The organism is Actinokineospora fastidiosa (genome assembly GCF_014648415.1).
GTDB lineage: Bacteria > Actinomycetota > Actinomycetes > Mycobacteriales > Pseudonocardiaceae > Actinokineospora > Actinokineospora fastidiosa.
The window spans coordinates 250374-272599 of the sequence record NZ_BMRB01000006.1 but is presented as its reverse complement, the minus strand read 5'-3'; the positions used below and the strand labels follow the sequence as shown (position 1 = coordinate 272599).

The window sequence follows — 22226 nt, the reverse complement described above, 5'->3', positions numbered from 1 at the left end:
CAGATACGAAGCGAGAGCAGGAATCCTCAATGGCGGAGCTGACGATCTCGTCGGACGAGATCCGCAATGCGATCGAAAACTACGTCTCCAGCTACTCCCCGGATGTCAACCGGGAGGAAGTCGGCGTCGTGGCCGACACCGGCGACGGCATCGCCCACGTGGAGGGCCTGCCCTCGGCCATGGCCAACGAGCTGCTGGAGTTCCCCGGCGGCGTGCTCGGTGTCGCGCTGAACCTCGACGCGCGCGAGATCGGCGCCGCCATCCTCGGTGACTACGACAAGATCGAGGAGGGCCAGGAGGTCAAGCGCACCGGCCGGGTCCTCTCGGTCCCGGTCGGCGACGGCTTCCTCGGCCGCGTGGTGGACCCGCTGGGCAACCCGATCGACGGGCTCGGCGAGATCACCGCGGAGGCCAGCCGCGCCCTGGAGCTGCAGGCGCCCACCGTGGTGCAGCGCCAGCCGGTCGGCGAGCCGATGCAGACCGGCATCAAGGCCATCGACTCGATGACCCCGATCGGCCGCGGCCAGCGCCAGCTGATCATCGGCGACCGCAAGACCGGCAAGACCGCGGTCTGCGTCGACACGATCATCAACCAGAAGAAGGCGTGGGCCACCGGCGACCCGAAGCAGCAGGTGCGCTGCATCTACGTCGCGGTCGGCCAGAAGGGCTCCACCATCGCGGGCGTCAAGTCCGCGCTGGAGGACGCGGGCGCGATGGAGTACACCACCATCGTCGCCGCCCCGGCGTCGGACTCCGCTGGCTTCAAGTGGCTGGCCCCCTACACCGGCTCGGCCATCGGCCAGCACTGGATGTACCAGGGCAAGCACGTCCTGATCATCTTCGACGACCTCACCAAGCAGGCCGAGGCCTACCGCGCGATCTCGCTGCTGCTGCGCCGCCCGCCGGGCCGCGAGGCCTACCCCGGTGACGTCTTCTACCTGCACTCGCGCCTGCTGGAGCGCTGCGCGAAGCTCTCCGACGAGGAGGGCGCGGGCTCGATGACCGGTCTGCCGATCATCGAGACCAAGGCCAACGACATCTCGGCCTACATCCCCACCAACGTCATCTCCATCACCGACGGCCAGTGCTTCCTGGAGTCGGACCTGTTCAACGCCGGTCAGCGCCCGGCCGTCAACGTCGGCACCTCGGTGTCGCGAGTCGGCGGCGCCGCGCAGACCAAGGCGATGAAGAGCATCTCCGGCACCCTGCGCCTCGAGCTGGCCCAGTACCGCGAGCTGGAGGCGTTCGCCGCCTTCGCCTCCGACCTGGACGCCACCTCCAAGGCCCAGCTGGAGCGCGGCACCCGCATGATGGAGCTGCTGAAGCAGGGCCAGTACCAGCCGATGCCGGTCGAGGAGCAGGTCGTCTCCATCTACGTCGGCACCAAGGGCTACCTGGACTCGGTCCCGGTCGCCGACGTGCGCCGGTTCGAGGCGGAGCTGCTGGAGAACCTGCGGCACCGCAACGCGGGCATCCTCGACGAGATCAAGACCACCGGCAAGCTGACCTCGGAGAACGAGGAGCGCATGGTGGCCGCGATCGAGGAGTTCAAGAAGGGCTTCCGCGCCTCCGACGGCTCGTCCGTCGTGGTGAACGAGGCGGAGGCCGAGGCCATGGACGCGGGCGCGGTCGGCCAGGAGACCGTCAAGGTCGCCAAGACCGCGCCGAAGAAGTGACCCGATATGGCCCAACTCCGTGAACTCCGCGCGCGGATCAAGTCCGCGCAGTCGTTCAAGAAGATCTTCAAGGCGCAGGAGCTGATCGCCACCTCGCGGATCGGCAAGGCGCAGGCGCGGGTGGAGCAGTCCAAGCCCTACGCCGACGAGATCACCAAGGTGCTGAGCCTGCTCGCCAGCGGCGTGGCCAACGTGGACACGCCGCTGCTGACCGAGCGCGCGCAGCCCAAGCGGGCGGGCGTCATCGTGGTCACCAGCGACCGCGGCCTCTGCGGCGGTTACAACGCCAACGTGCTGCGTGCCGCCGAGGAGCTGCAGTCGCTGCTGCGCGAGCAGGGCAAGACCCCGGTGGTCTACGTCGTCGGCCGCAAGGGCCTGAACTTCTACAAGTTCCGGCAGCGCAAGGTGGCAGCGTCGTGGACGGGCTTCTCCGAGAAGCCGTCCTACGCCGAGGCGGCCGAGGCCGGACGCACCGTCGTGGAGGCGTTCCTCGCGGGCGCCGACGATGACGGCGAGAACCCGGGTCCCGACGGCGTGCTGGGTGTCGACGAGCTGCACATCGTCTACACCGAGTTCGTGTCGATGCTGTCGCAGAAGCCGATCGCCAAGCGGATCGCGCCGCTGGCGCTGGAGTACTCCTCCGAGGAGGAGGCCGCGGCCGCGCGCGCCGAGCTGAGGTCGGCGTACTCGTTCGAGCCGGGTCCGGAGAAGCTGCTGGACGACCTGCTCCCGAAGTACATCAACACCCGCATCTACGCGGCGCTGCTGGAGTCGGCGGCGTCGGAGTCGGCGGCGCGGCGGACGGCGATGAAGGCCGCGACGGACAACGCCGACGAGCTGGTGCGCAGCTTCACCCGCGTGGCAAACCAGGTTCGCCAGGCGCAGATCACCCAGGAGATCAGCGAGATCGTCGGCGGTGTGGAGGCTCTTGCCGCTGCCGCAGGAAGTGATGACTAAGCCATGACTGCCATTCAGGAAACCAAGAACGCCGTCGGGCGAGTCGTGCGGGTGATCGGCCCCGTCGTCGACGTGGAGTTCCCCCGGGACTCCGTCCCCGAGCTCTTCAACGCCCTCAAGGCCGAGGTCACCTTCGAGGCGCTGAAGAAGACGCTGACCCTGGAGGTCGCCCAGCACCTGGGTGACAACATGGTCCGCACCATCTGCATGCAGCCGCAGGACGGCCTCGTGCGCGGCGCGCCGGTGGTCGACACCGGCGAGGCCATCTCGGTGCCGGTCGGCGACGCGGTCAAGGGCCACGTGTTCAACGCCCTGGGCGAGTGCCTGGACAAGCCGGGCCACGCCGCGGACGCCGAGCGCTGGGCCATCCACCGCAAGCCCCCGGCGTTCGACCAGCTCGAGGGCAAGACCAAGATGCTGGAGACCGGCATCAAGGTCATCGACCTGCTCACCCCGTACGTCGAGGGCGGCAAGATCGGCCTGTTCGGCGGCGCTGGCGTCGGCAAGACGGTGCTCATCCAGGAGATGATCACCCGTATCGCCCGCAACTTCGGTGGCACCTCGGTGTTCGCCGGGGTCGGCGAGCGCACCCGTGAGGGCACCGACCTCTTCCTGGAGATGGAGGAGATGGGCGTTCTCCCGGACACCGCGCTGGTGTTCGGCCAGATGGACGAGCCGCCGGGCACGCGTATGCGCGTCGCCCTGTCCGCGCTGACCATGGCGGAGTACTTCCGCGATGTGCAGAACCAGGACGTGCTGCTGTTCATCGACAACATCTTCCGGTTCACCCAGGCCGGTTCCGAGGTGTCGACCCTGCTGGGCCGCATGCCGTCGGCCGTCGGTTACCAGCCGACGCTGGCCGACGAGATGGGCGAGCTGCAGGAGCGCATCACCTCGACCCGTGGTCGGTCCATCACGTCGATGCAGGCGATCTACGTGCCCGCCGACGACTACACCGACCCGGCCCCGGCGACGACCTTCGCGCACCTGGACGCCACGACCGAGCTCTCGCGTCCGATCTCGCAGAAGGGCATCTACCCGGCGGTCGACCCGCTGTCCTCGTCCTCCCGCATCCTCGACCCGGCCGTGGTCGGCGAGGAGCACTACCGGGTGGCCCAGGAGGTCAAGCGGATCCTGCAGAAGTACAAGGAGCTGCAGGACATCATCGCGATCCTCGGTATGGACGAGCTGTCCGAAGAGGACAAGGTGACGGTCAACCGGGCGCGGCGCATCGAGCGCTTCCTGTCGCAGAACTTCTTCGTCGCGCAGAAGTTCACCGGCGAGGAGGGCTCGTTCGTCAAGGTCGCCGACACCATCGAGGCCTTCGACAAGGTCGCCAAGGGCGACTACGACCACGTGCCGGAGCAGGCGTTCCTGTCCATCGGTGGGCTGGACGACCTGGAGCGCAAGTACCAGCAGCTGACCGGCAAGAAGTAAGACTCTCGCCGTCTGGGGGCCGGTGTCCGTTGTGGACACCGGCCCCTGGTCACTGGGAGTGCACGGCCCGGGACCGACCCGGGTGGCCTCGGACGGGTGTCCGGGCGCCGACTAGACTCCGCGTTAACCGCGAGCCGAAGGAGAGACGCGTGGCTGAGATGTCCGTCCAGCTGGTCGCCGTGGAACGCCGCCTGTGGTCGGGCTCCGCGTCGTTCGTCGTCGCGCAGACCACCGAGGGCGAGATCGGCCTGATGGCCGGGCACGAGCCGGTGCTGGGCCAGCTGGTCGAGGGTGGCGTCGTCAAGATCACGACGACCGCGGGCGAGACCGTCATCGCGGCCGTGCACGGCGGCTTCCTGTCGGTCAACGCCGACAACGTCAGCATCCTGGCCGAGTCGGCCGAGCTGTCCGGCGAGATCGACGTCGCCGCCGCCCGCCGTGACCTGCAGGCCGAGGACGCCGACGAACGCGCCCGAGCCGCCGCCCGCCTCCGCGCCGCGGACTCAGCGGCCTGATGCGACGCTGACGAGCGGGGGGAGCGGCCGGTGAACGTCAGCGACGTGGTGGTCCTGGCCCTGGCCGCGGTCATGCTCGCCCTCCTCCTGCTCGTCTTCCGCCGCGTGCGCCTGCTCCGCATGGGCGGCGTCCACGTCTCGGTCCGCACCCGCGTGGACGACACCGGCAAGGGCTGGCACCTCGGCGTGGGCCGCTACCAGGGCGACGAGTTCGCCTGGTTCCGCGCCTTCAGCCTCCGCGCGGGCCCCAACCTGGTGATCCGCAGGGACCGCCTGGAGATCGCCGACCGCCGCGACCCGCAGCGCGCCGAGATCCCCCTGATGCCCTTGGGCGCCCGAGTCCTCCACGTGGCGCTGGGCGAGACCCGCTACGAGATCGCGATGGGGCCGGACACCCTGACCGGCTTCCTGTCCTGGCTGGAAAGCGCCCCGCCCGGGCGACGGCTGCCCTGGGCTTCGTAGACCTCCCTTGCCTCCGGCGGTGTTCAGGCCGCGGTGTGTTCGGTGATGAGGAAATCGAGGAAGTGCTGGGTGAGCGGTTCGCCGATGAGAGGTTCCAGGAAGAGGAACTGACCCTGCGGGTTGACCTCCAGCCACACGGCTTCGCCCTGCGGCGTGAGTTTGAGGTCGATGACGCCCATGCGCAGCCCGAGGTGGCGCAGGACGCGGAGGACAAGGTCGGCGATGTCGTCGGGCACCGGCCACCGGGAGATCGGGACGTTGAGGTTGGGCCGCCAGTCCAGATCGCCGGTCTCGATGAGGGCAGCGTGCATGCGCTCGCCGAAGCAGTTGAGGCGGATGTGGCGGGTTCCGGGGATGTATTCCTGGTAGATGGCAGGGCACACGCCGAACGACGCGTCGGGGATGGCCGCCGGGTCGTCGATGTGCTGGGTGAACACCAGGGGGCCGCTCGCGCCCACCACCGGTTTGACGATCACGCGTCCCACCTCGCGGACGAAGGCCACCACCTCGTCGCGGGACTGGGACACCAGGGTCTGCGGCACCCGGAAACCCGCTCGTGCGGCGACGGTGAGCTGGTAGAGCTTGTCGGCGGCGCGGTCAGTGGCTTCCGGCGCTGACACCCACCGGCCGTGGAAGCCCGCGGCCAGCGCCCCGGCGAGCGCGCCTCGGCAGTCGTTGTTGACGAGCGCGCGCTGGTGGTCGTCAGCGGCGTGCACGCTCGCCCGCTGATCGGCGCGAACCCGGCGCCACCACAGGACGGACACCTCGTCCAGGGGCAGCGACACGCCGTCGGCGGTCCGCACGATCGCCGACGGCGTGCCGTGGGAGCGCCAGGTCACACTCGCCCGCCCACTGAGGTGGTCGCACTCGACGATGTGGAAGTCGGTGATCCCCCGGCTCCGCGCCGCGTGCTGGACGGCGATGGTGTGCAGGTCGTCCCGGATCGTGATCGTCAAGATCACGTCACATCATGCCGCAGTCGTCGGTGCACCCGGCCGAACACGTCTCGCACGCGGTGCCGCGCAGGTTGGCGGCGTCGATCTTGACCCCGGTGGTCTGGCGGACGGCGTCCTCCCACGCCCGCAGGTCCTCGGGGCTCTCCAGCGGGATGAACGAGTCGGGCTGCGCGCGGAGGACCACCGGCGGCGCCATCTGCTTGACCTCGCGCTTGTCCGGAACCGGGTCGCCGAGCGTGAACGTCATGGTGTGTCCCCTTTCCTCGGGGGCGCCCGACGCGCCCGCCTCCCGCCATGAAGCGCCTGAGCGCAGGCGTCAGCCAGGGCCGAAGGTCCCACCGGGCCGCGAGATCAGCCGATCGGGGCGGCACTTCGCCCCGACTGGACTACCGCTCCGGCCCCGGGCTTCCACAGCACCGGGGTCCCGTCCTGGCTGGAAAGCGCTCCGCCCGGGCGACGGCAGCCCTGGGCGTCGTAGCTAGACCTTCCATCTTCTCTCGCGCCACGACTGCACGCCGGGCGGCAGGGCCGAATCCGGCCCGATCCCCCGGCCGTCCAGCAGTCTCTCGACGTTGTCGATGAACCCGGTGGCGAAGCGGCGCTCCCACGCGCGGATGGCGGGCCAGGTGAGGCCGAGCACCGGGTTCGTGGCGAGCGCGAGCGCGGTGCCCGCGGCGAAGAACCTGCCCCGCACCGAGGTGAAGCTGACTTTGAGGGTCGAGTTGCCCGCGGTGCCGTCGACTACCGCCGCCCGCACCTCTTTGCCGAGGACCGTGAACACGACTTCCGCCGCATCGCGGTCCACTCTGAGCTGGGGATACCGCAGTTGTTGGACTGCGCTGACCAGCTTGGAGAAGGTCTGCCGAGGCAGGGCGGGGAGCGTCCGCTCGAACCTGCGGACGTCGGTGAGCTGCTTCTTGAGGGCTGTGGGCTCCTCGGCCCTCGGGCTCCGGGAGGGAAGCACGCCGTGGTTGTCGAGCGCGTGCAGTAGTTGGTGGAAGTCGTGCTTCCAGTGCCGGTCGGTGAGCGAGATGCCCTGCGAACGCGAGAGCGACCGCAGGCTCTCGGGCAGTTCGTGCTCGGCGGGCATCGTGGCGCCGTCGACCAGGACCGGAACCAGCGTGGTTCCTTTCCTGAGGGCGGTCTCCAACTCCAGCCGGACGAGGTCGTCCGGGTCATCCAGACGGCGTCGGCCCTTCTCATCAACCGCGTGAAGCCACTGCCTGCCCAGAACGGCGATGACAGCATCTGCCGACGAGAGTGCTTCGATGATCTGCCGGACGTAGTCCTGCGCCGAGCGGTTCGAGTCCGTGTAGCGGTAGACGCGGTCGGGCCCGAAGTAGTCGCGGAGGTCTTCGACAAGCCGCCCGACCCAAGGGGTGGAGTCGGTCTGGCGGTAGGACACGAAGATGCCGAAAGACGACCGGGCTCGGTTTCCCGGGACCCCGGCTGCCTCGAACTCCTCCTGCACGTCACCCTCCGGTCGCGGTCGGGGAGCCACAGATGGAACGCCGGGCAGGCTGCTCGCCACGGACCGGCTCCGTGCGGCCAAGATCCACTTGGGTATCGCGGGATCTCGGGTCCTGTTACAGGCGGTGCGGTCGCCTCGCGGTCACGACCGGCCGGGTGTGGCGGCGACGACCACTAGGCCCGCGCTACCGCCCCGCACCCGGCTTCCACAGCACGTCCCCGTCCGGGTTGGCCACGCGGCCCAGCACGAACAGCAGGTCGGACAGCCGGTTCAGGTACTTCGCCGCCAGCACGTTCGTCGTGTCCGGCTCGGCCTCCACCAGCGCCCAGGCGCCGCGCTCGGCTCGGCGGGTCACCGTCCGCGCCTGGTGGAGGAAAGCGGCGGCGGCCGTGCCCCCGGGCAGGATGAACGAGTTCAGCTTCGGCAACCGCCCGTTGAACTCGTCGATCCACCCCTCCAACCGGGCGATGTAGGCCTCGGTGATCCGCAGCGGCTCGTACGGCGGGTCGGGGACCACCGGCGTGCACAGGTCCGCCCCCACGTCGAACATGTCGTTCTGCACCGCGCCCAGGACGGCCGCGACGTCGTCGGCGGGCGAGCCGACCGCCAACACCAGGCCGATCGCGGCGTTCGCCTCGTCGACGTCGGCGTACGCGGCCAGGCGGGGGGACGTCTTGGGGACGCGGGTGCCGTCGCCGAGGGCGGTGGTGCCGTTGTCGCCGACCTTGGTGTAGACGCGGGTGATGTGGACGGACATACCCACAGCCTAGGGTCTGGAGCGGTCAAGGCATGATGCTCGCGTGACTGAGCATTTCCAGGTGCACGGCGGCGCCCGGCTCGTCGGCGAGGTCGAGGTCGTCGGGGCGAAGAACAGCGTGCTGAAGCTGATGGCCGCCGCGCTGCTCGCCGAGGGCACCACGACGGTGACCAACTGCCCGGAGATCCTCGACGTCCCCCTGATGGCCGACGTGCTGCGCAGCCTCGGCTGCGAGGTGTCCATCAGCGGGGACACCGTGGCCATCACCACCCCGGCCGAGCTCGACCACCGCGCGGACTCGCCGTCGATGGGCAAGCTGCGGGCCAGCGTGTGCGTGCTGGGGCCGCTGGTCGGCCGGTGCAAGCGGGCCGTGGTGGCGCTGCCGGGCGGGGACGCGATCGGGTCGCGTCCGCTGGACATGCACCAGAACGGGCTGCGCCAGCTCGGCGCGCGCACCGAGATCGAGCACGGCTGCGTCGTCGCCGAGGCCGAGGGCCTGCACGGCGCGCAGATCTGGCTGGACTTCCCGAGCGTGGGCGCCACCGAGAACATCCTCATGGCCGCCGTGCTGGCCGACGGCACCACGGTGATCGACAACGCCGCGCGCGAGCCGGAGATCGTCGACCTGTGCGTGATGCTGCAGCAGATGGGCGCCAAGATCGAGGGCGCTGGCACGTCCACGCTGACCGTGCACGGCGTCCCGTCGCTGCGGCCCACCGAGCACCGCGTGGTCGGCGACCGGATCGTGGGCGCGACCTGGGCGTTCGCCGCGGCCATGACGCGCGGCGACATCACCGTGCGCGGGGTCGACCCGCACCACCTCGACCTGGTGCTGGAGAAGCTGCGCACGGCGGGCGCGGAGGTGACGCTGCTCGACCACGGCTTCCGCGTGGTGCAGAACGACCGGCCGACGGCGGTGGACTTCGTGACGCTGCCCTACCCGGGCTTCGCCACCGACCTGCAGCCCTTCGCCATCGCGCTGAGCGCCATCTCCGACGGCACGTCGATGATCACCGAGAACCTCTTCGAGGCGCGGTTCCGTTTCGTCGAGGAGATGGTCCGCCTGGGCGCGGACGCGCGCACCGACGGCCACCACGCCGTGGTCCGGGGCGTGCCGATGCTGTCCAGCGCGCCGGTGTGGGCCTCGGACATCCGCGCGGGCGTCGGGCTGGTGCTCGCGGGCCTGTGCGCGGACGGTGTCACCGAGGTGTGGGACGTCTTCCACATCGACCGCGGCTACCCGCGGTTCGTGGAGAACATGGTGCGCCTCGGCGCGGACGTCCGGCGGGTGGAGACCGACCCGGACCGTCACACCAGCCCGGCCTCCTGAGCCAGCACCGCGGCCTGCACCCGTGAGCGCAGGTCGAGCTTGGTCAGCACCCGGGAGACGTGCGTCTTCACCGTCGCCTCGCCGATGCCCAGCTTGCGGCCGATCTGCTGGTTCGACAGGCCCTCGCCGAGGCCGACCAGGACGTCGCGCTCGCGGTCGGTCAGCAGGTCGAGGCCCGGCGGCGGCTCGGGCACGCGCGGCGCGGCCTCGGCGAAGGCGCGGATGAGGCGGCGGGTGACGCTCGGCTCGATGACGCCGTCGCCGCCCGCCACCAGCCGCACCGACTCGATCAGGCGGGCGGAGTCCACGGACTTGAGCAGGAAGCCCGCCGCGCCCGCGCGCAGCGCGCCGTAGACGTACTCGTCCATGTCGAACGTCGTGAGCACGAGCACGGCGCAGACGCCATCGCCGACCAGCCGCCGGGTCGCCTCGATGCCGTCGACCTCGGGCATGCGCACGTCCATGAGCACCACGTCCGGGCGCAGCGCGCGGGCCTTGCGGACGGCGGCGGCCCCGTCGCCCGCCTCGGCGACGACCTCGATGCCCTCGGCGCCGTCGAGGATCAGGCACAGGCCCGCCCGGATGGCGGCGTGGTCGTCGGCGACCAGGACGCGGATGCTCACGACTCCTCCAGCGGCAGGTCGGCCCGCACGTGCCAGCGGCCGCCGCGCGGACCGGCCGACAGCGCGCCGCCGACCGCGGCGGCGCGCTCGGTCATGGACAGCAGCCCGGTGCCGTCGCCGCGCTCGCGAGGCGTGGGGACGTCGTTGACCACCTCGACGACCAGCCTGCCGTCGGCCTGCCGGACGTTCACCTCCGCGCGCGAGCCGCCGTGCTTGACCGCGTTGGTCAGCGCCTCCTGCACGATCCGGTACGCCGAGAGGTCCACCGCCGCGGGCAGCTCGCCCACCTCGGCGGAGGCCGCCACGTCGAGGCCCGCCGCGCGCGCGGACCCGACCAGCTGGGCCAGGTCGCGCAGCCGGGCGGGCGCGGTCAGCGCGTCCGGGGACTCCGAGCGCAGCAGGCCGATCATGGCGCGCATCTCGGTCAGCGCCGCGACGCTGTTCTCCCTGACCGAGCGCAGGACCGCGCGCGCGGTCGCGTCGCCGTCCGCCCTGCTCAGCAGGGCCTCGGACTGGATGGCGACCGCGGAGACGTGCCCGGCGATGACGTCGTGCAGGTCGCGGGCCATGGCGGCGCGCTCGCGCTGGACGGCCGCGGCCCGGTCGAGTTCGACGATGTGGGCGAGCTGGTCGGCGCGGGCGCGCTCGGCCTCGGCGGCCTCGCGCTGGCGGCGCACGTTGGTCGCCCACCACACGGGCAGCATCGGGATGGGCGCGAAGGTGAGGAAGTACAGCGTGGAGTCGCGCAGGTCCTTGCCGATGGTCAGCGACACCGCCGCGGCGACCGCGACGCAGGCGAAGGCCGCGCCGAGCAGCACCCGGCTGGCCCGCCGGGGTCCGTTGAGGACGGCGGAGTAGAGCAGGTCGCCCGCGGCCAGCAGCGCGGGCAGGGACAGGCCCATCGCGGCGTCGAGCAGCAGCAGGGGCTGGCCCGCGATCAGCGCGGGCACCGGGTGGGTGTCCCTGGCCAGGTGCAGGGCGCAGAGCGCGGCGAGCACCAGCAGCCGGGCCCAGTGCGGGGCGGGCAGGACCGCCGCGTCGAGCACCAGCGGCACGTCCACGGCCAGCAGGACGCTGCCGAACCCGAACCAGATGACGGCGTGCCACACCGGCAGCTGCCACGGTCGTCTCCTGCGCTCCACCCGGCTATCACAGCACAGCGGCGGCGGCGCGGGCGTCCGTCGTTGGTCGGACGTCCGTCGAAGTGATGACCCCGGGATCGCCAGGTCGTCCGACGCGAGGAAAGGGGAGCGCCAGCACGCTGGGAGCGTGGAATGGATCGCGGAGAACCGCATGGTCGCGCTCATCGCGGCGTGCGAGGTCGGCTTCTGGGTGGTGCTGGGCGCGGGCCTGCTCGCCCGGTACGTGCTCAAGTGGCGCAGGACCAGCGTCGTGCTGCTGCTCTGCACGCCGGTGCTCGACGTCGTGCTGCTCGTGGCCGCGGCCGTCGACATCGGCGGGGGCGGCGAGGCGGGGCTCCAGCACGCGCTGGGCACGATCTACCTCGGGTTCAGCGTCGTGTTCGGACCCGGCCTGATCCGCTGGGCGGACGCGCGGGTGGCGCACCGCTTCGCAGGCGGGCCGCCGCCGAGGAAGGTGCCCAAGTCCGGCCCGGTGCGGCTGGCCCACGAGTGGCGCGAGTGGGGGAAGTGCGTTGCGGCGTGCGCGATCGCCGCCGCGGCGATCCTGTTCCTGTCCTACGTCGTCGGCACGCCGGACCGCACGGAGGCGCTCTGGCGCGACTGCCTGCCCCGGCTGGAGCTGCTCATCGGGGTGTGGTTCGTTCTCGGTCCACTGTGGAAGCTGCTCGACCGGAGGAAGGTGTCCGCGTGAGGGAAGTGCTGGGGATCCTGGTGTGCGTCCAGGCGGTGGGCGGGGGCGTCTCCGCGGTGCTCGACGGCTCGCGCAGCTGGTTCATCCAGCGGCACGTGGTGCCCGAGGCGCTGCAGGTGCCGGTGAGCGTGGCGATGCTCGTCGTCGGGCTCGCCCTGCTGTGGTCCAGCCGCAAGCGCGCGTCGTGACCGGGGGTGGTCCAGGGCGGCGGACCGCGCCGTTGCCTCGTTCCTCGAGGTAATCGACCCGGGACCGGGTTGGGGCGATTCGCCCGGATGGCTTGACACCGCGCAATGGTCTAGTCCATTTTGAGGGCACCCTGCATGCCCTCTGGAGGCAAGCCATGACGTCCCAAGCCAAGCGGGCGCTCGCCGCACTGGTCGCCGCGCTGACGGTGTGCGCCGGGCTGGTGCTGTCGTTCTCCGGCAGCGCCGCCGCGGCCAACCTGCTCGTCAACCCCGGGTTCGAGACCGGGAACCTCACCGGATGGACCTGTTCGGGCTCGGCGTCGGCCACCTCGGCGGACAAGAAGAGCGGGAGCTACGCGGTCAGCGCGGCCCCCGGCGGGCAGGACAACGCCCGCTGCTCCCAGTCCGTCACCGTCCAGCCCGGCCAGCGCTACACCCTGACCGCGTGGGTCAAGGGCTCCTACACCTACCTCGGCGCGTCCGGCACCGGCACGACCGACGTCAGCACCTGGACGGCGTCGACGGCCTGGACCCAGCTGACGACCTCGTTCACCGCGGGCGCCTCGACCCGCCAGGTGACCGTGTACGTGCACGGCTGGTACGGCCAGCCCGCCTACCTCGCCGACGACATCAGCCTCGACGGCCCCGGCAACCCGCCCACCACCACGCCGACGACGCCGACCACGTCGACGACGACCACCACAACCACCACGACGACGACCACCCCGGTGCCGCCGACGGGCCTGCCCCGGCACGTGCTCACCGGCTACTGGCACAACTTCGACAACGGCGCGCGGGTGCTGAAGATCTCCGACGTGCCGACGACCTACGACATCATCGCCGTGTCCTTCGCCGACGCCGTGCCCGGCGTGCAGGGCGCGGTCGACTTCACCCTCGACCCCACCCTGGCGAGCAAGCTCGGCGGCTACACCGACGCGCAGTTCAAGGCCGACATCCGCGCCGCCCAGGCGCGCGGGCAGAAGGTGATCATCTCCGTCGGCGGCGAGAAGGGCACGATCTGGGTCGGCTCGTCCTCGGCGGCCACGGCGTTCGCCAACTCCGTCATCGCGCTGATCAACGAGTACGGCTTCGACGGCGTCGACATCGACCTGGAGAACGGCATCCAGCCGACCTACATGGCCCCGGCGCTGCGCCAGATCCACGCCGCGGGCGGCCGGATCATCACGATGGCCCCGCAGACGATCGACATGCAGTCCACCCAGGGCGGCTACTTCCAGCTCGCGCTCGCGGTCAAGGACATCCTGACGATCGTGAACATGCAGTACTACAACTCGGGCACGATGATGGGCTGCGACCAGGGCGTCTACGCCCAGGGCTCGGTCGACTTCCTGACCGCGCTGGCCTGCATCCAGCTGCAGAACGGCCTGCGCCCCGACCAGGTCGGCCTCGGCCTGCCGTCCTCGACGCGCGCCGCGGGCGGGGGCTACCAGTCGCCCGCCAACGTCAACCGCGCGCTGGACTGCCTGACCAAGGGCACCAACTGCGGCGCCTTCCGCCCATCGACCACCTATCCCTCGCTGCGCGGGGCGATGACGTGGTCGATCAACTGGGACGCCTCCAACGGGTACGCGTTCGCCAACTCGGTGGCCGCGCACCTGGACACCCTGCCGTAAGAGAAGAGGCGGTCCCGGGGGACGTGCGCGGCGGTGCGAGGGCGTCCGCCGCGCACGTCCCTGGGTGTTCTAGTCCGGCCAGACCGGCGCGCGCTTCTCCAGGAAGGCGGCCATGCCCTCCTTGGCGCCCGGCAGCTGGGCGGCCTCGGCCATGACGTCGAGCGCGATGTCGTAGGCGTCGTCCTCGGGCCGGTCGAGCTGGGCGTAGAGGGTGCGCTTGCCGAGCGCCTTGCTGGCCCGGCTGCCCCGGGTGGCGCGGCGCAGCAGCTCGTCGACGGCGGCGTCGAGGTCGGCGTCCGGGACGACCCGGTTGACCAGGCCCCAGTCGGCGGCGGTCGCGGCGTCGATCGGGTCGCCGGTGAGGGCGAGCTCCATCAGGCGCTTGCGCCCCACGGCGCGGGCCACGGGGACGGCGGGGGTGTGGCAGAACCAGCCGCCCTTGCCGCCGGGCAGCGCGAACCCGGCGCTCCGCGCGGCGACGGCCAGGTCGCAGGACGCGACGAGCTGGCAGCCCGCGGCCGTGGCCAGGCCGTGGACCCGCGCGATGACGATCTGCGGGATGTCCTGGATGGTCCGCATGACCTCGGTGCACAGCCGCAGGAGGTCGCGGACGCCGACCTGGTCGCGCGCGGCCACGTCGGCGAAGTCGTGCCCCGCGGAGAAGACCGGCCCTGCGCCGCCGACGACGACCCCGGTGGCGTCGGACTCGCCCGCCTGCTGGAAGGCGTCGAGCAACTCGGCGAGGTGGTCGGCGGACAACGCGTTGCGCCGCGACGGCCGGTTCATGGTGATGCGGACGGTGTCGTCGGTGCGGTCGACCAGGATGTGCTGGTACATGCGCTCGACCGTATCGCTTGATCGGCGAATCGCCCATCACCTGCGTACGCATGGGGGAGGAGTGATCGCCGTCGGCGAACCACTCCTCCACCCGGACGGCCGCTAGAGGATCGGGGCGGCCCAGCAGTTGTTCGGAGCCGGGAGACCGGCGAAGCGGCCCTCCAGCCAGGCGAAGGTGGCCGGGTAGGCGGCGACGGCGCCGCCGACGTGGGTGGGCGCGAGGTTGGGGTCGAACTTGACCCGCGCGCCCTTGCCGCACCAGTCGAGGACGACCTTCTTGCCCACGCCGTACGGGATGACGTCGTCGAGCCTGCTGTGGGAGACGAACACCGGGACCGACGGCTTGACGCGGCCCATCAGCTGCTCGTCGACCATCGCCTTGAACTGCGGGTTGTCCTCGAGGAGGTCGGTCAGCGGCTCGCCGTCGGCGGTCAGCGACGCCGAGCGGGTGAAGGCGTACCTGCCGACGGCCTGGATCGTGCAGTGGTCCTCGAGTTCGGCGAACAGGGCTCGGCCCCGGTCGTTGAGGAACGGGTCCATGTCGATGCCGTAACCAGCGGACAGCCCGACCGCCGCGTAGCCGAGGAAGGCCGCGTACAGCCCGCCGTCGAGGTTGACGCCGACCTTCTGCAGGTCGGCGGGGATGGCGCTGGCGGCGACCCCCTTGAGCTTGAGCTCCGGGGCGTAGTCGGCGGCCAGCTCGGCCGCTGCGGCCGCGGCGCCGCCGCCCTGGGAGTAGCCCGCGATGGCGACCGGGCCGTTGTCGGGCAGGTCCGCATCGGGCAGGCGCTGCGCTGCGCGGATCGAGTCCAGGACGGCGCGGCCGGAGACGACGCGGTTGACGTAGGTGTGGACGCCGGGCGTGCCCAGGCCCTCGTAGTCGGTGATCGCCACGCCGTAGCCGCGCAGGAGCAGGCCCTGCAGGAAGGGGCCCTCGTACTCGCTGCCCATCGCCAGCTGCCGCGACGGCGCGCAGTGGTCGCCGAGGCCCTGGGTGCCGACGGCGTAGCCGATGACCGGGCGCTCGCCCGCGCCCTTCCACTCCCCGCGCGGGGTGATCACCGTGCCGGTGATCGCGATCGGGGAGCCGTCGCGGTCGGTGGTGCGGTACATGACCCGGTTGACCTCGGCGTCGACCTTCAGCAGCTTCAGCGGGTCGAGGTAGAAGTCGGCGGGCTCGGCGCGGATGACGTCGCCGTCGCGGGCGGGCAGGGTCGCGGGCGGGTCGTAGAACGAGCCTGCCGCGGCGACGGGCGCGGCCACGACGCCCGCGGCGACGGCCGTGGCCAGCGCGAGCATGCCCAGCCGAGCGCGGTGTGCCCGAGCGTGGTGTGCCCGAGCGTGGTGTGCCCGAGGAAGTGCCACTGTGAACTCCCTGGTTACGGTACCGAAGGCTACCGAGCAGTAGCATTAGCTCGGTCACAGTGACCTGTCCCGCCCGCCGGTGTCAATGCCGGTTGTCGCCGGGGACAACCGCGGTTGTCGCTCAGGACCGGTCGAGGACCGCCTGCAGGAACTCCCGGGTCCTCGGCTCGCGCGGGTCGGTGAACAGCTGCTCGGGCGGGGCGTCCTCGATGACCCGGCCGTGGTCGAACATCATCACCCGGTCGGACACCTGCCGGGCGAAGCCCATCTCGTGGGTCACGCACAGGAAGGTGATGTCGGTGGTGCGCGCGATGTCGCCGAGCAGGTCGAGCACGCCCGCCACCAGCTCCGGGTCCAGCGCCGAGGTCACCTCGTCGAGCAGCAGCACGTCCGGGCGCATCGCCAGCGCCCGCGCGATCGCCACGCGCTGCTGCTGGCCGCCGGAGAGCCGGGAGGGGTGCTCGTCGCAGCGGTCGCCGAGGCCGACCAGCTCCAGCAGGTCCCGCGCGCGGGCCTCGGCCTCGGCGGGGGACAGGCCCAGCACGTGCACCGGGGCCTCGGTGATGTTGCGCAGCACGCTCATGTTCGGGAACAGGTTGAACTGCTGGAACACCATGCCGATCCGCCGCCGGGCGGCGGCCAGGTGCTTGTCGTCGGCGGGCACGAGCCGGTCGCCGCGCCGCATGTGCGACAGCGGCTCCCCGCCGACGGTGATGACGCCCTCGCTGACCCGCTCCAGCGTCATCAGCAGCCGCAGGATCGTCGTCTTCCCCGACCCGCTCGGCCCGATCAGCGTCACGAACTCGCCGGGGGCGACGGTGAAGTCCAGCTGGTCCAGCACGACGTTGTCGCCGAAGCGCTTGACCACGCCGTCGAAACGGACCATCGGCTCAGGTGTGTGCGACACGGCGCTCCAGTTTCCTCACCAGCAGGGACGCGGGGTAGCTCAGCAGCAGGAACAGCAGGCCCGCGATGGTGTAGACCTCGACGTACTTGTAGGCGTACGCGCCTTCCTCCTTGGCCGCGTTGACCAGGTCGAACACGCCGATCGCCAGCAGCAGCGGCGTCTCCTTGAACATCGAGATCGTGTAGTTGCCCAGCGCGGGCACCACGCGCGGCACCGCCTGCGGCAGCACCACCGACGTCCACACGCGACGCTTGGGCAGGCTCAGCGCCGTCGCCGCCTCCCACTGTCCCTTCGGGACCGCGTCGATGCCCGCCCGGTACACCTCGGCGGTGTAGCAGGCGTAGTGGATGCCGATGACCACGACGCCCGTGACGAACGGCGACATCCGCACGCCGATCGCCGACGGGAACAGGAAGTAGACCGCGAAGATCTGCACCAGCAGCGGCGTGCTGCGGACGAACTCGATGAACGCCTGCATCACCACGCCCACCTTGGGCACGCGGCGGACCAGCGCGAACACCAGGCCCAGCGCGTAGGCCACCAGCGAGCCGAGGACGGTGATCTCCAGCGTGGTCAGCAGGCCGCGCAGGATCCCGGGCATCGCGCCCGCGACGAACTCCCAGTCCCAGTTCATGCCGTGGTCCCCACCTTCATCGGGGTCCGGCCCACCCGGCGGGCGGTCAGCCGCTCCAGCAACCGCATGACCAGGGTGATCACCAGGGCCAGCACCAGGTACATGACCAGCTCGACGCCGTAGATGAAGGCCAGGTCCGGGCCGAAGTTCGGCACCAGCGACTGGCCGCGCTGGGTGATCTCCTGGACCTGGATGAACGACAGCAGGGCGGTGCCCTTCAACAGCTGGATGAACAGGTTGTTGAACGGCGGAACCATCTCCACAAGCGCTTGCGGCAGCACCACCCGGCGCATGCGCTGGGCAGGGCTGAAGTTGAGCGCCACCGCGCCCTCGACCTGCGCCTTCGGCACCGACTGGACGGCGCCGCGGACGATCTCCGCGCCGTAGGCGCCGTGGTTGAGCCCCAGCACCAGCACGCCTGCGAACAGCGGCACCAGCTGGAAGCCGAGCAGGATCGGCAGCGCGTAGAACAGCCAGAACAGCTGGACGACCTCGGACGTGCCGCGGAAGATCTCGACGTAGGTGCGGCTGATCCCGCGCACCACGCGCGAGCGCGACAGCATCGCCAGCCCGGCGATCAGCGACAGCACGATCGTCAGCGCGATACCGCCCAGCGTGGCCACCACCGTGAACGGCAGCCCTTGGAACAGGACCTCGACTATGCGCGAGTGGTTGTCGGACACGAGATCAGGCGGCGCACAGCTTCTCGGTCGTCAGCTCGGGGCCGGGCAGGTTGTCCGCCCCGAAGCCGAAGGGCTCGACGATGCGCAGCCACTCGCCGTTCTCGTGCAGCTTCCTGAGCTCGGCGTTGAACGCGTCGCGCAGCGCGGTGTCGCCGCTGCGGAAGACGAACCCGCCCGCCGAGACGACCTCCTGGCCGTCCTTTGTGGGCACGAAGCCCGGGGTGACCTCGACGGCCACGCCCTCGTTCTTCTTGACCAGGTCCTTCAGCGAGATGTCGGTCAGCGCGGCGGCGTAGACACGGCCGTCGGCGACCGCGCGCAGCAGGGTGTCCTGGCTGTCGAGGGTCTGGATGTCGGTGACCCCGGCCTCCTCGGCGTAGCCCTTCTCCACCGCTGCGGAGAGGACCGCGAGGGACACGCCCTCGGCCTTGACGCTCGCGAAGTCGGTGACGCCCTTGGGGTTGCCCTTCGGCACGAGCAGCGCGGTCAGCGCGGTGTAGTCCGGGATGGAGAACGCGACCTGGCCGCAGCGCTCGGGCGTGATGTTCATGCCCGCGGCGACCATGTCGAACTGGCGCGCGTTGATCCCCGGGATCAGGCCGTCGAACTTGCTGGCGACGGCCTCGACCTCGGGAATCCCCAACGCCTTGAACACCGCGCGGGCCACCTCCGGCGCCTCGCCGGTGACCCGGCCGCTGGCGTCGGTGTAGCCGTAGGGCGCCTCGTTGGCGATGCCGATCCGGATCTTCCCGTTCTGGCGGGCGGTCTCCAGCGTGTTGCCGGGCTCGGCGACCTGGCTGCACGCCGCGAGCGCCGGTACCGTCAGGGCCCCCGCCAACGCCGTTCTCCGGAAGAAGTCCCGCCGCGTCCAGCCCTGATCGACCACCGTTCGCCCCTTTTCGTGCATGCCTGCCAGTTCCGTGTGAGGGCACCGAACGTAACGGCATACTCCGATCGGGTCAACCGAATCGGCACAAATCAGGCGTTGACCAGGCCGTTCGCCTCCCGGATGACGGTCACGATCTCGGCCATGATCTGCGTCATCTCGTAGTCCTTGGGCGTGAAGACGCGCGCGACACCCTGATCGAGCAACACCTTCGCGTCGTCCGGCGGCACGATTCCCCCGACCACCACGGGGATGTCGCCCGCGCCCGCGGCGCGCAGCCCCTCGACGACCGCGGGAACTGCCTCCAGGTGCGAGCCGGACAGGATCGAGAGTCCCACCACGTGCACGCCTTCCTGCACGGCGGCGGCCACGATCTGATCGGCCGTGAGCCGGATTCCCTGGTACACGACCTCGAACCCGGTGTCCCGCGCGCGCACCGCGATCTGCTCGGCGCCGTTGGAATGCCCGTCGAGGCCGGGCTTTCCGACGAGCATGCGCAGCCGCTCGCCCAGTTCCTCGCCGGTGGCCTTGACCCGCTCCCGCACCTCGCCGAGCGCGGCGCCCGCCTCGCCGGAGGCCGAGACGCCGGAGACGCCCGTGGGGGCGCGGTATTCGCCGAACACCTCGCGCAGGGCGGCCGACCACTCGCCGGTGGTCACGCCCGCGCGGGCGCAGGCCAGCGTGGCGTCCATCAGGTTGGCGTCGGTCTTGGCGGCGTCGCGCAGCGCGGCAAGGGATTCGGCGACGGCGTTACCGTCCCTTTCGGACCGCCACGCGGCGATCGCGTCGACGGCCTCGCGCTCGGCGACCGGGTCGACGGTCTCGATCGCCTTGACGCCGCCGGACTGCAGCGGGCTGGGCTCGGTGTTCTCGAACCGGTTGACCCCGACGATGACCTCCTCGCCCGCCTCGATCCGCCTGCGGCGGTCGGCGAGGGAGGACACCATCTGGGTCTTCATGTAGCCGTTCTCGACGGCGACCACCGCGCCGCCCATCGCCTGCACGCGGTCGATCTCGGCCTTCGCGCCCTGCACGATCTCGTCCACTTTGGCCTGGATGACCGGCGAGCCGTCGAAGATGTCCTCGTACTCCAGCAGGTCGGTCTCGTAGGCGAGGACCTGCTGCATGCGCAGTGCCCACTGCTGGTCCCACGGGCGGGGCAGGCCAAGCGCCTCGTTCCACGCGGGCAGCTGGATGGCGCGGGCGCGCGCCTTGCGCGACAGCGAGACGGCCAGCATCTCCAGCACGATGCGCTGGACGTTGTTCTCGGGCTGGGCCTCGGTCAGGCCGAGGGAGTTCACCTGGACGCCGTAGCGGAACCGGCGCTGCTTGGGGTCGGCGATGCCGTAGCGGTCGCGGGTGATCTCGTCCCACAGCTCGGTGAACGCCCGCATCTTGCACATCTCCTCGACGAAGCGGACGCCCGCGTTGACGAAGAAGGAGATGCGCGCGACGACCTCGCCGAAGCGCTCCTCGGGCACCTGCCCGGAGTTCTTGACCGCGTCGAGCACGGCGATGGCCGTGCACATGGAGTAGGCGACCTCCTGGACCGGGGTCGCGCCGACCTCCTGCAGGTGGTAGCTGCAGATGTTGATCGGGTTCCACTTGGGCACGTTCGCCACGGTCCAGGCCACCATGTCGGTGATCAGCCGCAGGCTGGGGCCGGGCGGGAAGACGTAGGTGCCCCGGGACAGGTACTCCTTGATGATGTCGTTCTGGGTGGTGCCCGCCAGCGTGGCGACGACCTCGTGCCAGTCGCGCCCCTCCGCCTCGGCCTGCTCCTGCGCGACGGTCACGTAGAGCGACAACAGCCACATGGCGGTCGCGTTGATCGTCATCGAGGTGTTGGCGCTGTTCAGCGGGATGCCGTCGAACAGCGTCCGCATGTCGCCGATGTGGCTGACCGGCACCCCGACCTTGCCGACCTCACCCCGGGCGAGCTCGTGGTCCGGGTCGTAGCCGGTCTGGGTGGGCAGGTCGAAGGCCACGGAGAGCCCCGTCTGCCCCTTGGCCAGGTTCCGCCGGTACAGCTCGTTGGACTTCCGCGCCGACGAGTGGCCCGCATAGGTCCGCATGACCCACGGACGGTCTCGCTCGCGATCAGTGGGGTACGGCACCGGTTAACCTCCGTTTACGCGCCCTTTCGGCGAAGCGTACTGGCCAGTAACGCGACTCCAGCGGTGCAATTGCTCACAGGATCGGTCGAGACGCCTCCAGCATCGGCGCTCGCCCCCCGCCTCGCCACTTCGCTCGTCGGGTCGCGCCCGGTGAGGTGCTCTGGGCGAGCGACCCCCAGTCGGACGGGTGTCGCCCTCTCCCTTCCCGGGGTCGGAACGCGCATCATGGGGTCTGTGAACCTGCCCGGCCCGTATCTGACCCTGGTGTCGTTGCTCGTCATCGGCCTACTGGGTCTGGTCCTGCGCTGGGCGTTCGCCGGAGACCGCAACCGCGACTACGGGATGCTGCGCGAGGTGGCGAAGGTCCCCAGCCAACGCGCCGCCGAGGTCGTCTCCGAACGCCTCCGCCTAGCAGGCGTCCGAACCACCACCGTCCCCTCCCCGGACGGCGAGTCGCTCAGCATCATGGTCTTCCCCGCCGACGAACACCGCGCCATCACCACCCTGCTCGACGACACGCCGTAGTCGTGTCTCGGGCGAGCCGTGGCGGGTCCGCCGGCGCTCGATGACCGAGTCAGCAGGTCGCCGGTGATCCCAGGGATGCGAGAGAACTGGCGATGGCCGCAGGGGTGAGTGGGGCAACTCCCACACGCAGAAACCACTGCCAGTCCCCGTGCAGATCCGGGACCCCGCCAGCGCCCCGACACGACCACCCCGGACCAGCACACCGACGAGAGCGATTCAGCGCCAGGACCCCGCCCTCCCGGCCCGAGAGCCACCGGCCCACCCTCACCCCCGGCGACCACCGCCAGCTCTCTCGCACCCGTGGGACTGCCCGCCAACGGGCCAGCCAGGACGCGCGCGGGCACCCGGACCAGCAAGGCGGCCGACGCACGTCTCCCGCCCACCTCGCACCCCAGGAGGCCGCCGCCCGCCCACGTCGCACCAGCTCCGGCGA

General features: G+C 70.9%; 23 protein-coding genes. 10 read left to right on the top strand and 13 right to left on the bottom strand.

Features of this window, described 5'->3' with window-relative positions; translation table 11 throughout:
- Positions 1-29: 29 nt before the first annotated feature.
- From atpA to IEY98_RS27420, 5 genes are all read left to right on the top strand, one after another.
- Complete coding sequence (atpA, locus tag IEY98_RS27440) at positions 30-1676, top strand: F0F1 ATP synthase subunit alpha (RefSeq protein ID WP_189213548.1); 1647 nt, start codon at positions 30-32, stop codon at positions 1674-1676.
- Between the two features lie 6 nt (positions 1677-1682).
- Positions 1683-2633: a F0F1 ATP synthase subunit gamma gene (locus tag IEY98_RS27435; RefSeq protein WP_189213547.1), complete on the top strand. Its 951-nt coding sequence runs from the start codon at positions 1683-1685 to the stop codon at positions 2631-2633.
- 3 nt (positions 2634-2636) lie between these two features.
- Positions 2637-4070 carry a F0F1 ATP synthase subunit beta gene (gene atpD, locus IEY98_RS27430; RefSeq protein WP_189213546.1) on the top strand — a complete coding sequence of 478 codons (1434 nt, stop codon included), beginning with the start codon at positions 2637-2639 and terminating at the stop codon, positions 4068-4070.
- Positions 4071-4219: 149 nt separating this feature from the next.
- Complete coding sequence (locus IEY98_RS27425) at positions 4220-4585, top strand: F0F1 ATP synthase subunit epsilon (protein WP_189213545.1); 366 nt, start codon at positions 4220-4222, stop codon at positions 4583-4585.
- A gap of 30 nt (positions 4586-4615) precedes the next feature.
- Complete coding sequence (locus IEY98_RS27420) at positions 4616-5047, top strand: DUF2550 domain-containing protein (protein WP_229787565.1); 432 nt, start codon at positions 4616-4618, stop codon at positions 5045-5047.
- Between the two features lie 23 nt (positions 5048-5070).
- Here IEY98_RS27420 and IEY98_RS27415 read toward each other — a convergent pair whose 3' ends face one another.
- From IEY98_RS27415 to IEY98_RS27400, 4 genes are all read right to left on the bottom strand, one after another.
- Positions 5071-6009: an ATP-grasp domain-containing protein gene (locus IEY98_RS27415; RefSeq protein ID WP_189213544.1), complete on the bottom strand. Its 939-nt coding sequence runs from the start codon at positions 6007-6009 to the stop codon at positions 5071-5073.
- A gap of 1 nt (position 6010) precedes the next feature.
- Complete coding sequence (locus IEY98_RS27410) at positions 6011-6250, bottom strand: hypothetical protein (protein ID WP_189213543.1); 240 nt, start codon at positions 6248-6250, stop codon at positions 6011-6013.
- A gap of 231 nt (positions 6251-6481) precedes the next feature.
- Entirely contained in the window at positions 6482-7474 is a 993-nt protein-coding gene (locus IEY98_RS27405) for a toll/interleukin-1 receptor domain-containing protein (RefSeq protein ID WP_189213542.1), read from the bottom strand.
- 184 nt (positions 7475-7658) lie between these two features.
- Positions 7659-8231, bottom strand: a complete 573-nt coding sequence (locus tag IEY98_RS27400; RefSeq protein WP_189213541.1) for a cob(I)yrinic acid a,c-diamide adenosyltransferase — start codon at positions 8229-8231, stop codon at positions 7659-7661.
- A 43-nt stretch (positions 8232-8274) separates the two neighbouring features.
- Between IEY98_RS27400 and murA the strand changes: the two genes are divergently transcribed.
- A complete protein-coding gene (gene murA / locus IEY98_RS27395) occupies positions 8275-9561 on the top strand; it encodes a UDP-N-acetylglucosamine 1-carboxyvinyltransferase (protein ID WP_189213540.1) in 1287 nt (428 codons plus the stop codon).
- Here murA and IEY98_RS27390 read toward each other — a convergent pair.
- Entirely contained in the window at positions 9540-10184 is a 645-nt protein-coding gene (locus tag IEY98_RS27390) for a response regulator (protein WP_189213539.1), read from the bottom strand. The two genes, murA and IEY98_RS27390, sit on opposite strands and share 22 nt — an antisense overlap.
- Positions 10181-11326, bottom strand: a complete 1146-nt coding sequence (locus IEY98_RS27385; protein ID WP_189213538.1) for a sensor histidine kinase — start codon at positions 11324-11326, stop codon at positions 10181-10183. Before IEY98_RS27385 ends, IEY98_RS27390 begins: the two co-directional genes overlap by 4 nt.
- Before the next feature lie 127 nt (positions 11327-11453).
- Here IEY98_RS27385 and IEY98_RS27380 point away from each other — a divergent pair, with 127 nt between their 5' ends.
- The 3 genes from IEY98_RS27380 to IEY98_RS27370 all read left to right on the top strand — a co-directional run bounded on the left by IEY98_RS27380 (position 11454) and on the right by IEY98_RS27370 (position 13839).
- Positions 11454-12017, top strand: a complete 564-nt coding sequence (locus IEY98_RS27380; protein ID WP_229787563.1) for a hypothetical protein — start codon at positions 11454-11456, stop codon at positions 12015-12017.
- Positions 12014-12205 (top strand): hypothetical protein, encoded by a 192-nt coding sequence (locus IEY98_RS27375; RefSeq protein WP_189213537.1) that lies wholly within the window; start codon positions 12014-12016, stop codon positions 12203-12205. The genes IEY98_RS27380 and IEY98_RS27375 overlap by 4 nt, the downstream gene beginning before the upstream one ends.
- Before the next feature lie 155 nt (positions 12206-12360).
- A complete protein-coding gene (locus IEY98_RS27370) occupies positions 12361-13839 on the top strand; it encodes a chitinase (protein ID WP_189213536.1) in 1479 nt (492 codons plus the stop codon).
- A 69-nt stretch (positions 13840-13908) separates the two neighbouring features.
- On the opposite strand, the gene IEY98_RS27365 is transcribed toward IEY98_RS27370, so the two are convergent.
- The 7 genes from IEY98_RS27365 to IEY98_RS27335 form a co-directional block, all read right to left on the bottom strand.
- On the bottom strand, positions 13909-14676 hold the full coding sequence (locus tag IEY98_RS27365; RefSeq protein WP_189213535.1) for an enoyl-CoA hydratase-related protein: 768 nt from the start codon (positions 14674-14676) through the stop codon (positions 13909-13911).
- A 102-nt stretch (positions 14677-14778) separates the two neighbouring features.
- Entirely contained in the window at positions 14779-15975 is a 1197-nt protein-coding gene (locus IEY98_RS27360; protein ID WP_189213534.1) for a lipase family protein, read from the bottom strand.
- Between the two features lie 187 nt (positions 15976-16162).
- Complete coding sequence (gene ehuA, locus IEY98_RS27355; protein WP_189213533.1) at positions 16163-16927, bottom strand: ectoine/hydroxyectoine ABC transporter ATP-binding protein EhuA; 765 nt, start codon at positions 16925-16927, stop codon at positions 16163-16165.
- Between the two features lie 4 nt (positions 16928-16931).
- A complete protein-coding gene (gene ehuD, locus IEY98_RS27350) occupies positions 16932-17582 on the bottom strand; it encodes an ectoine/hydroxyectoine ABC transporter permease subunit EhuD (protein ID WP_189213532.1) in 651 nt (216 codons plus the stop codon).
- The gene (ehuC, locus tag IEY98_RS27345; RefSeq protein WP_189213531.1) at positions 17579-18265 is read right to left on the bottom strand and encodes an ectoine/hydroxyectoine ABC transporter permease subunit EhuC; all 687 of its coding nucleotides are present in this window, start codon (positions 18263-18265) and stop codon (positions 17579-17581) included. Before ehuC ends, ehuD begins: the two co-directional genes overlap by 4 nt.
- Before the next feature lie 4 nt (positions 18266-18269).
- Positions 18270-19151, bottom strand: a complete 882-nt coding sequence (ehuB, locus tag IEY98_RS27340) for an ectoine/hydroxyectoine ABC transporter substrate-binding protein EhuB (RefSeq protein ID WP_229787561.1) — start codon at positions 19149-19151, stop codon at positions 18270-18272.
- Between the two features lie 92 nt (positions 19152-19243).
- Positions 19244-21268 carry an ethylmalonyl-CoA mutase gene (locus IEY98_RS27335; protein ID WP_189213529.1) on the bottom strand — a complete coding sequence of 675 codons (2025 nt, stop codon included), beginning with the start codon at positions 21266-21268 and terminating at the stop codon, positions 19244-19246.
- 234 nt (positions 21269-21502) lie between these two features.
- Between IEY98_RS27335 and IEY98_RS27330 the strand changes: the two genes are divergently transcribed.
- Entirely contained in the window at positions 21503-21793 is a 291-nt protein-coding gene (locus IEY98_RS27330) for a hypothetical protein (RefSeq protein WP_229787559.1), read from the top strand.
- Positions 21794-22226: the final 433 nt, after the last annotated feature.

What these genes read in the sequence shown, in the direction of transcription:
- atpA (WP_189213548.1), top strand. Translation starts at nt 30, where the DNA reads ATGGCGGAGCTGACGATCTCGTCGGACGAGATCCGCAATGCGATCGAA.
- IEY98_RS27435 (WP_189213547.1), top strand. Translation starts at nt 1,683, where the DNA reads ATGGCCCAACTCCGTGAACTCCGCGCGCGGATCAAGTCCGCGCAGTCG.
- atpD (WP_189213546.1), top strand. Translation starts at nt 2,637, where the DNA reads ATGACTGCCATTCAGGAAACCAAGAACGCCGTCGGGCGAGTCGTGCGG.
- IEY98_RS27410 (WP_189213543.1), bottom strand. Translation starts at nt 6,250, where the DNA reads ATGACGTTCACGCTCGGCGACCCGGTTCCGGACAAGCGCGAGGTCAAG.
- IEY98_RS27400 (WP_189213541.1), bottom strand. Translation starts at nt 8,231, where the DNA reads ATGTCCGTCCACATCACCCGCGTCTACACCAAGGTCGGCGACAACGGC.
- IEY98_RS27370 (WP_189213536.1), top strand. Translation starts at nt 12,361, where the DNA reads ATGACGTCCCAAGCCAAGCGGGCGCTCGCCGCACTGGTCGCCGCGCTG.
- IEY98_RS27365 (WP_189213535.1), bottom strand. Translation starts at nt 14,676, where the DNA reads ATGTACCAGCACATCCTGGTCGACCGCACCGACGACACCGTCCGCATC.
- IEY98_RS27360 (WP_189213534.1), bottom strand. Translation starts at nt 15,975, where the DNA reads ATGCTCGCGCTGGCCACGGCCGTCGCCGCGGGCGTCGTGGCCGCGCCC.
- ehuA (WP_189213533.1), bottom strand. Translation starts at nt 16,927, where the DNA reads ATGGTCCGTTTCGACGGCGTGGTCAAGCGCTTCGGCGACAACGTCGTG.
- ehuD (WP_189213532.1), bottom strand. Translation starts at nt 17,582, where the DNA reads ATGAACTGGGACTGGGAGTTCGTCGCGGGCGCGATGCCCGGGATCCTG.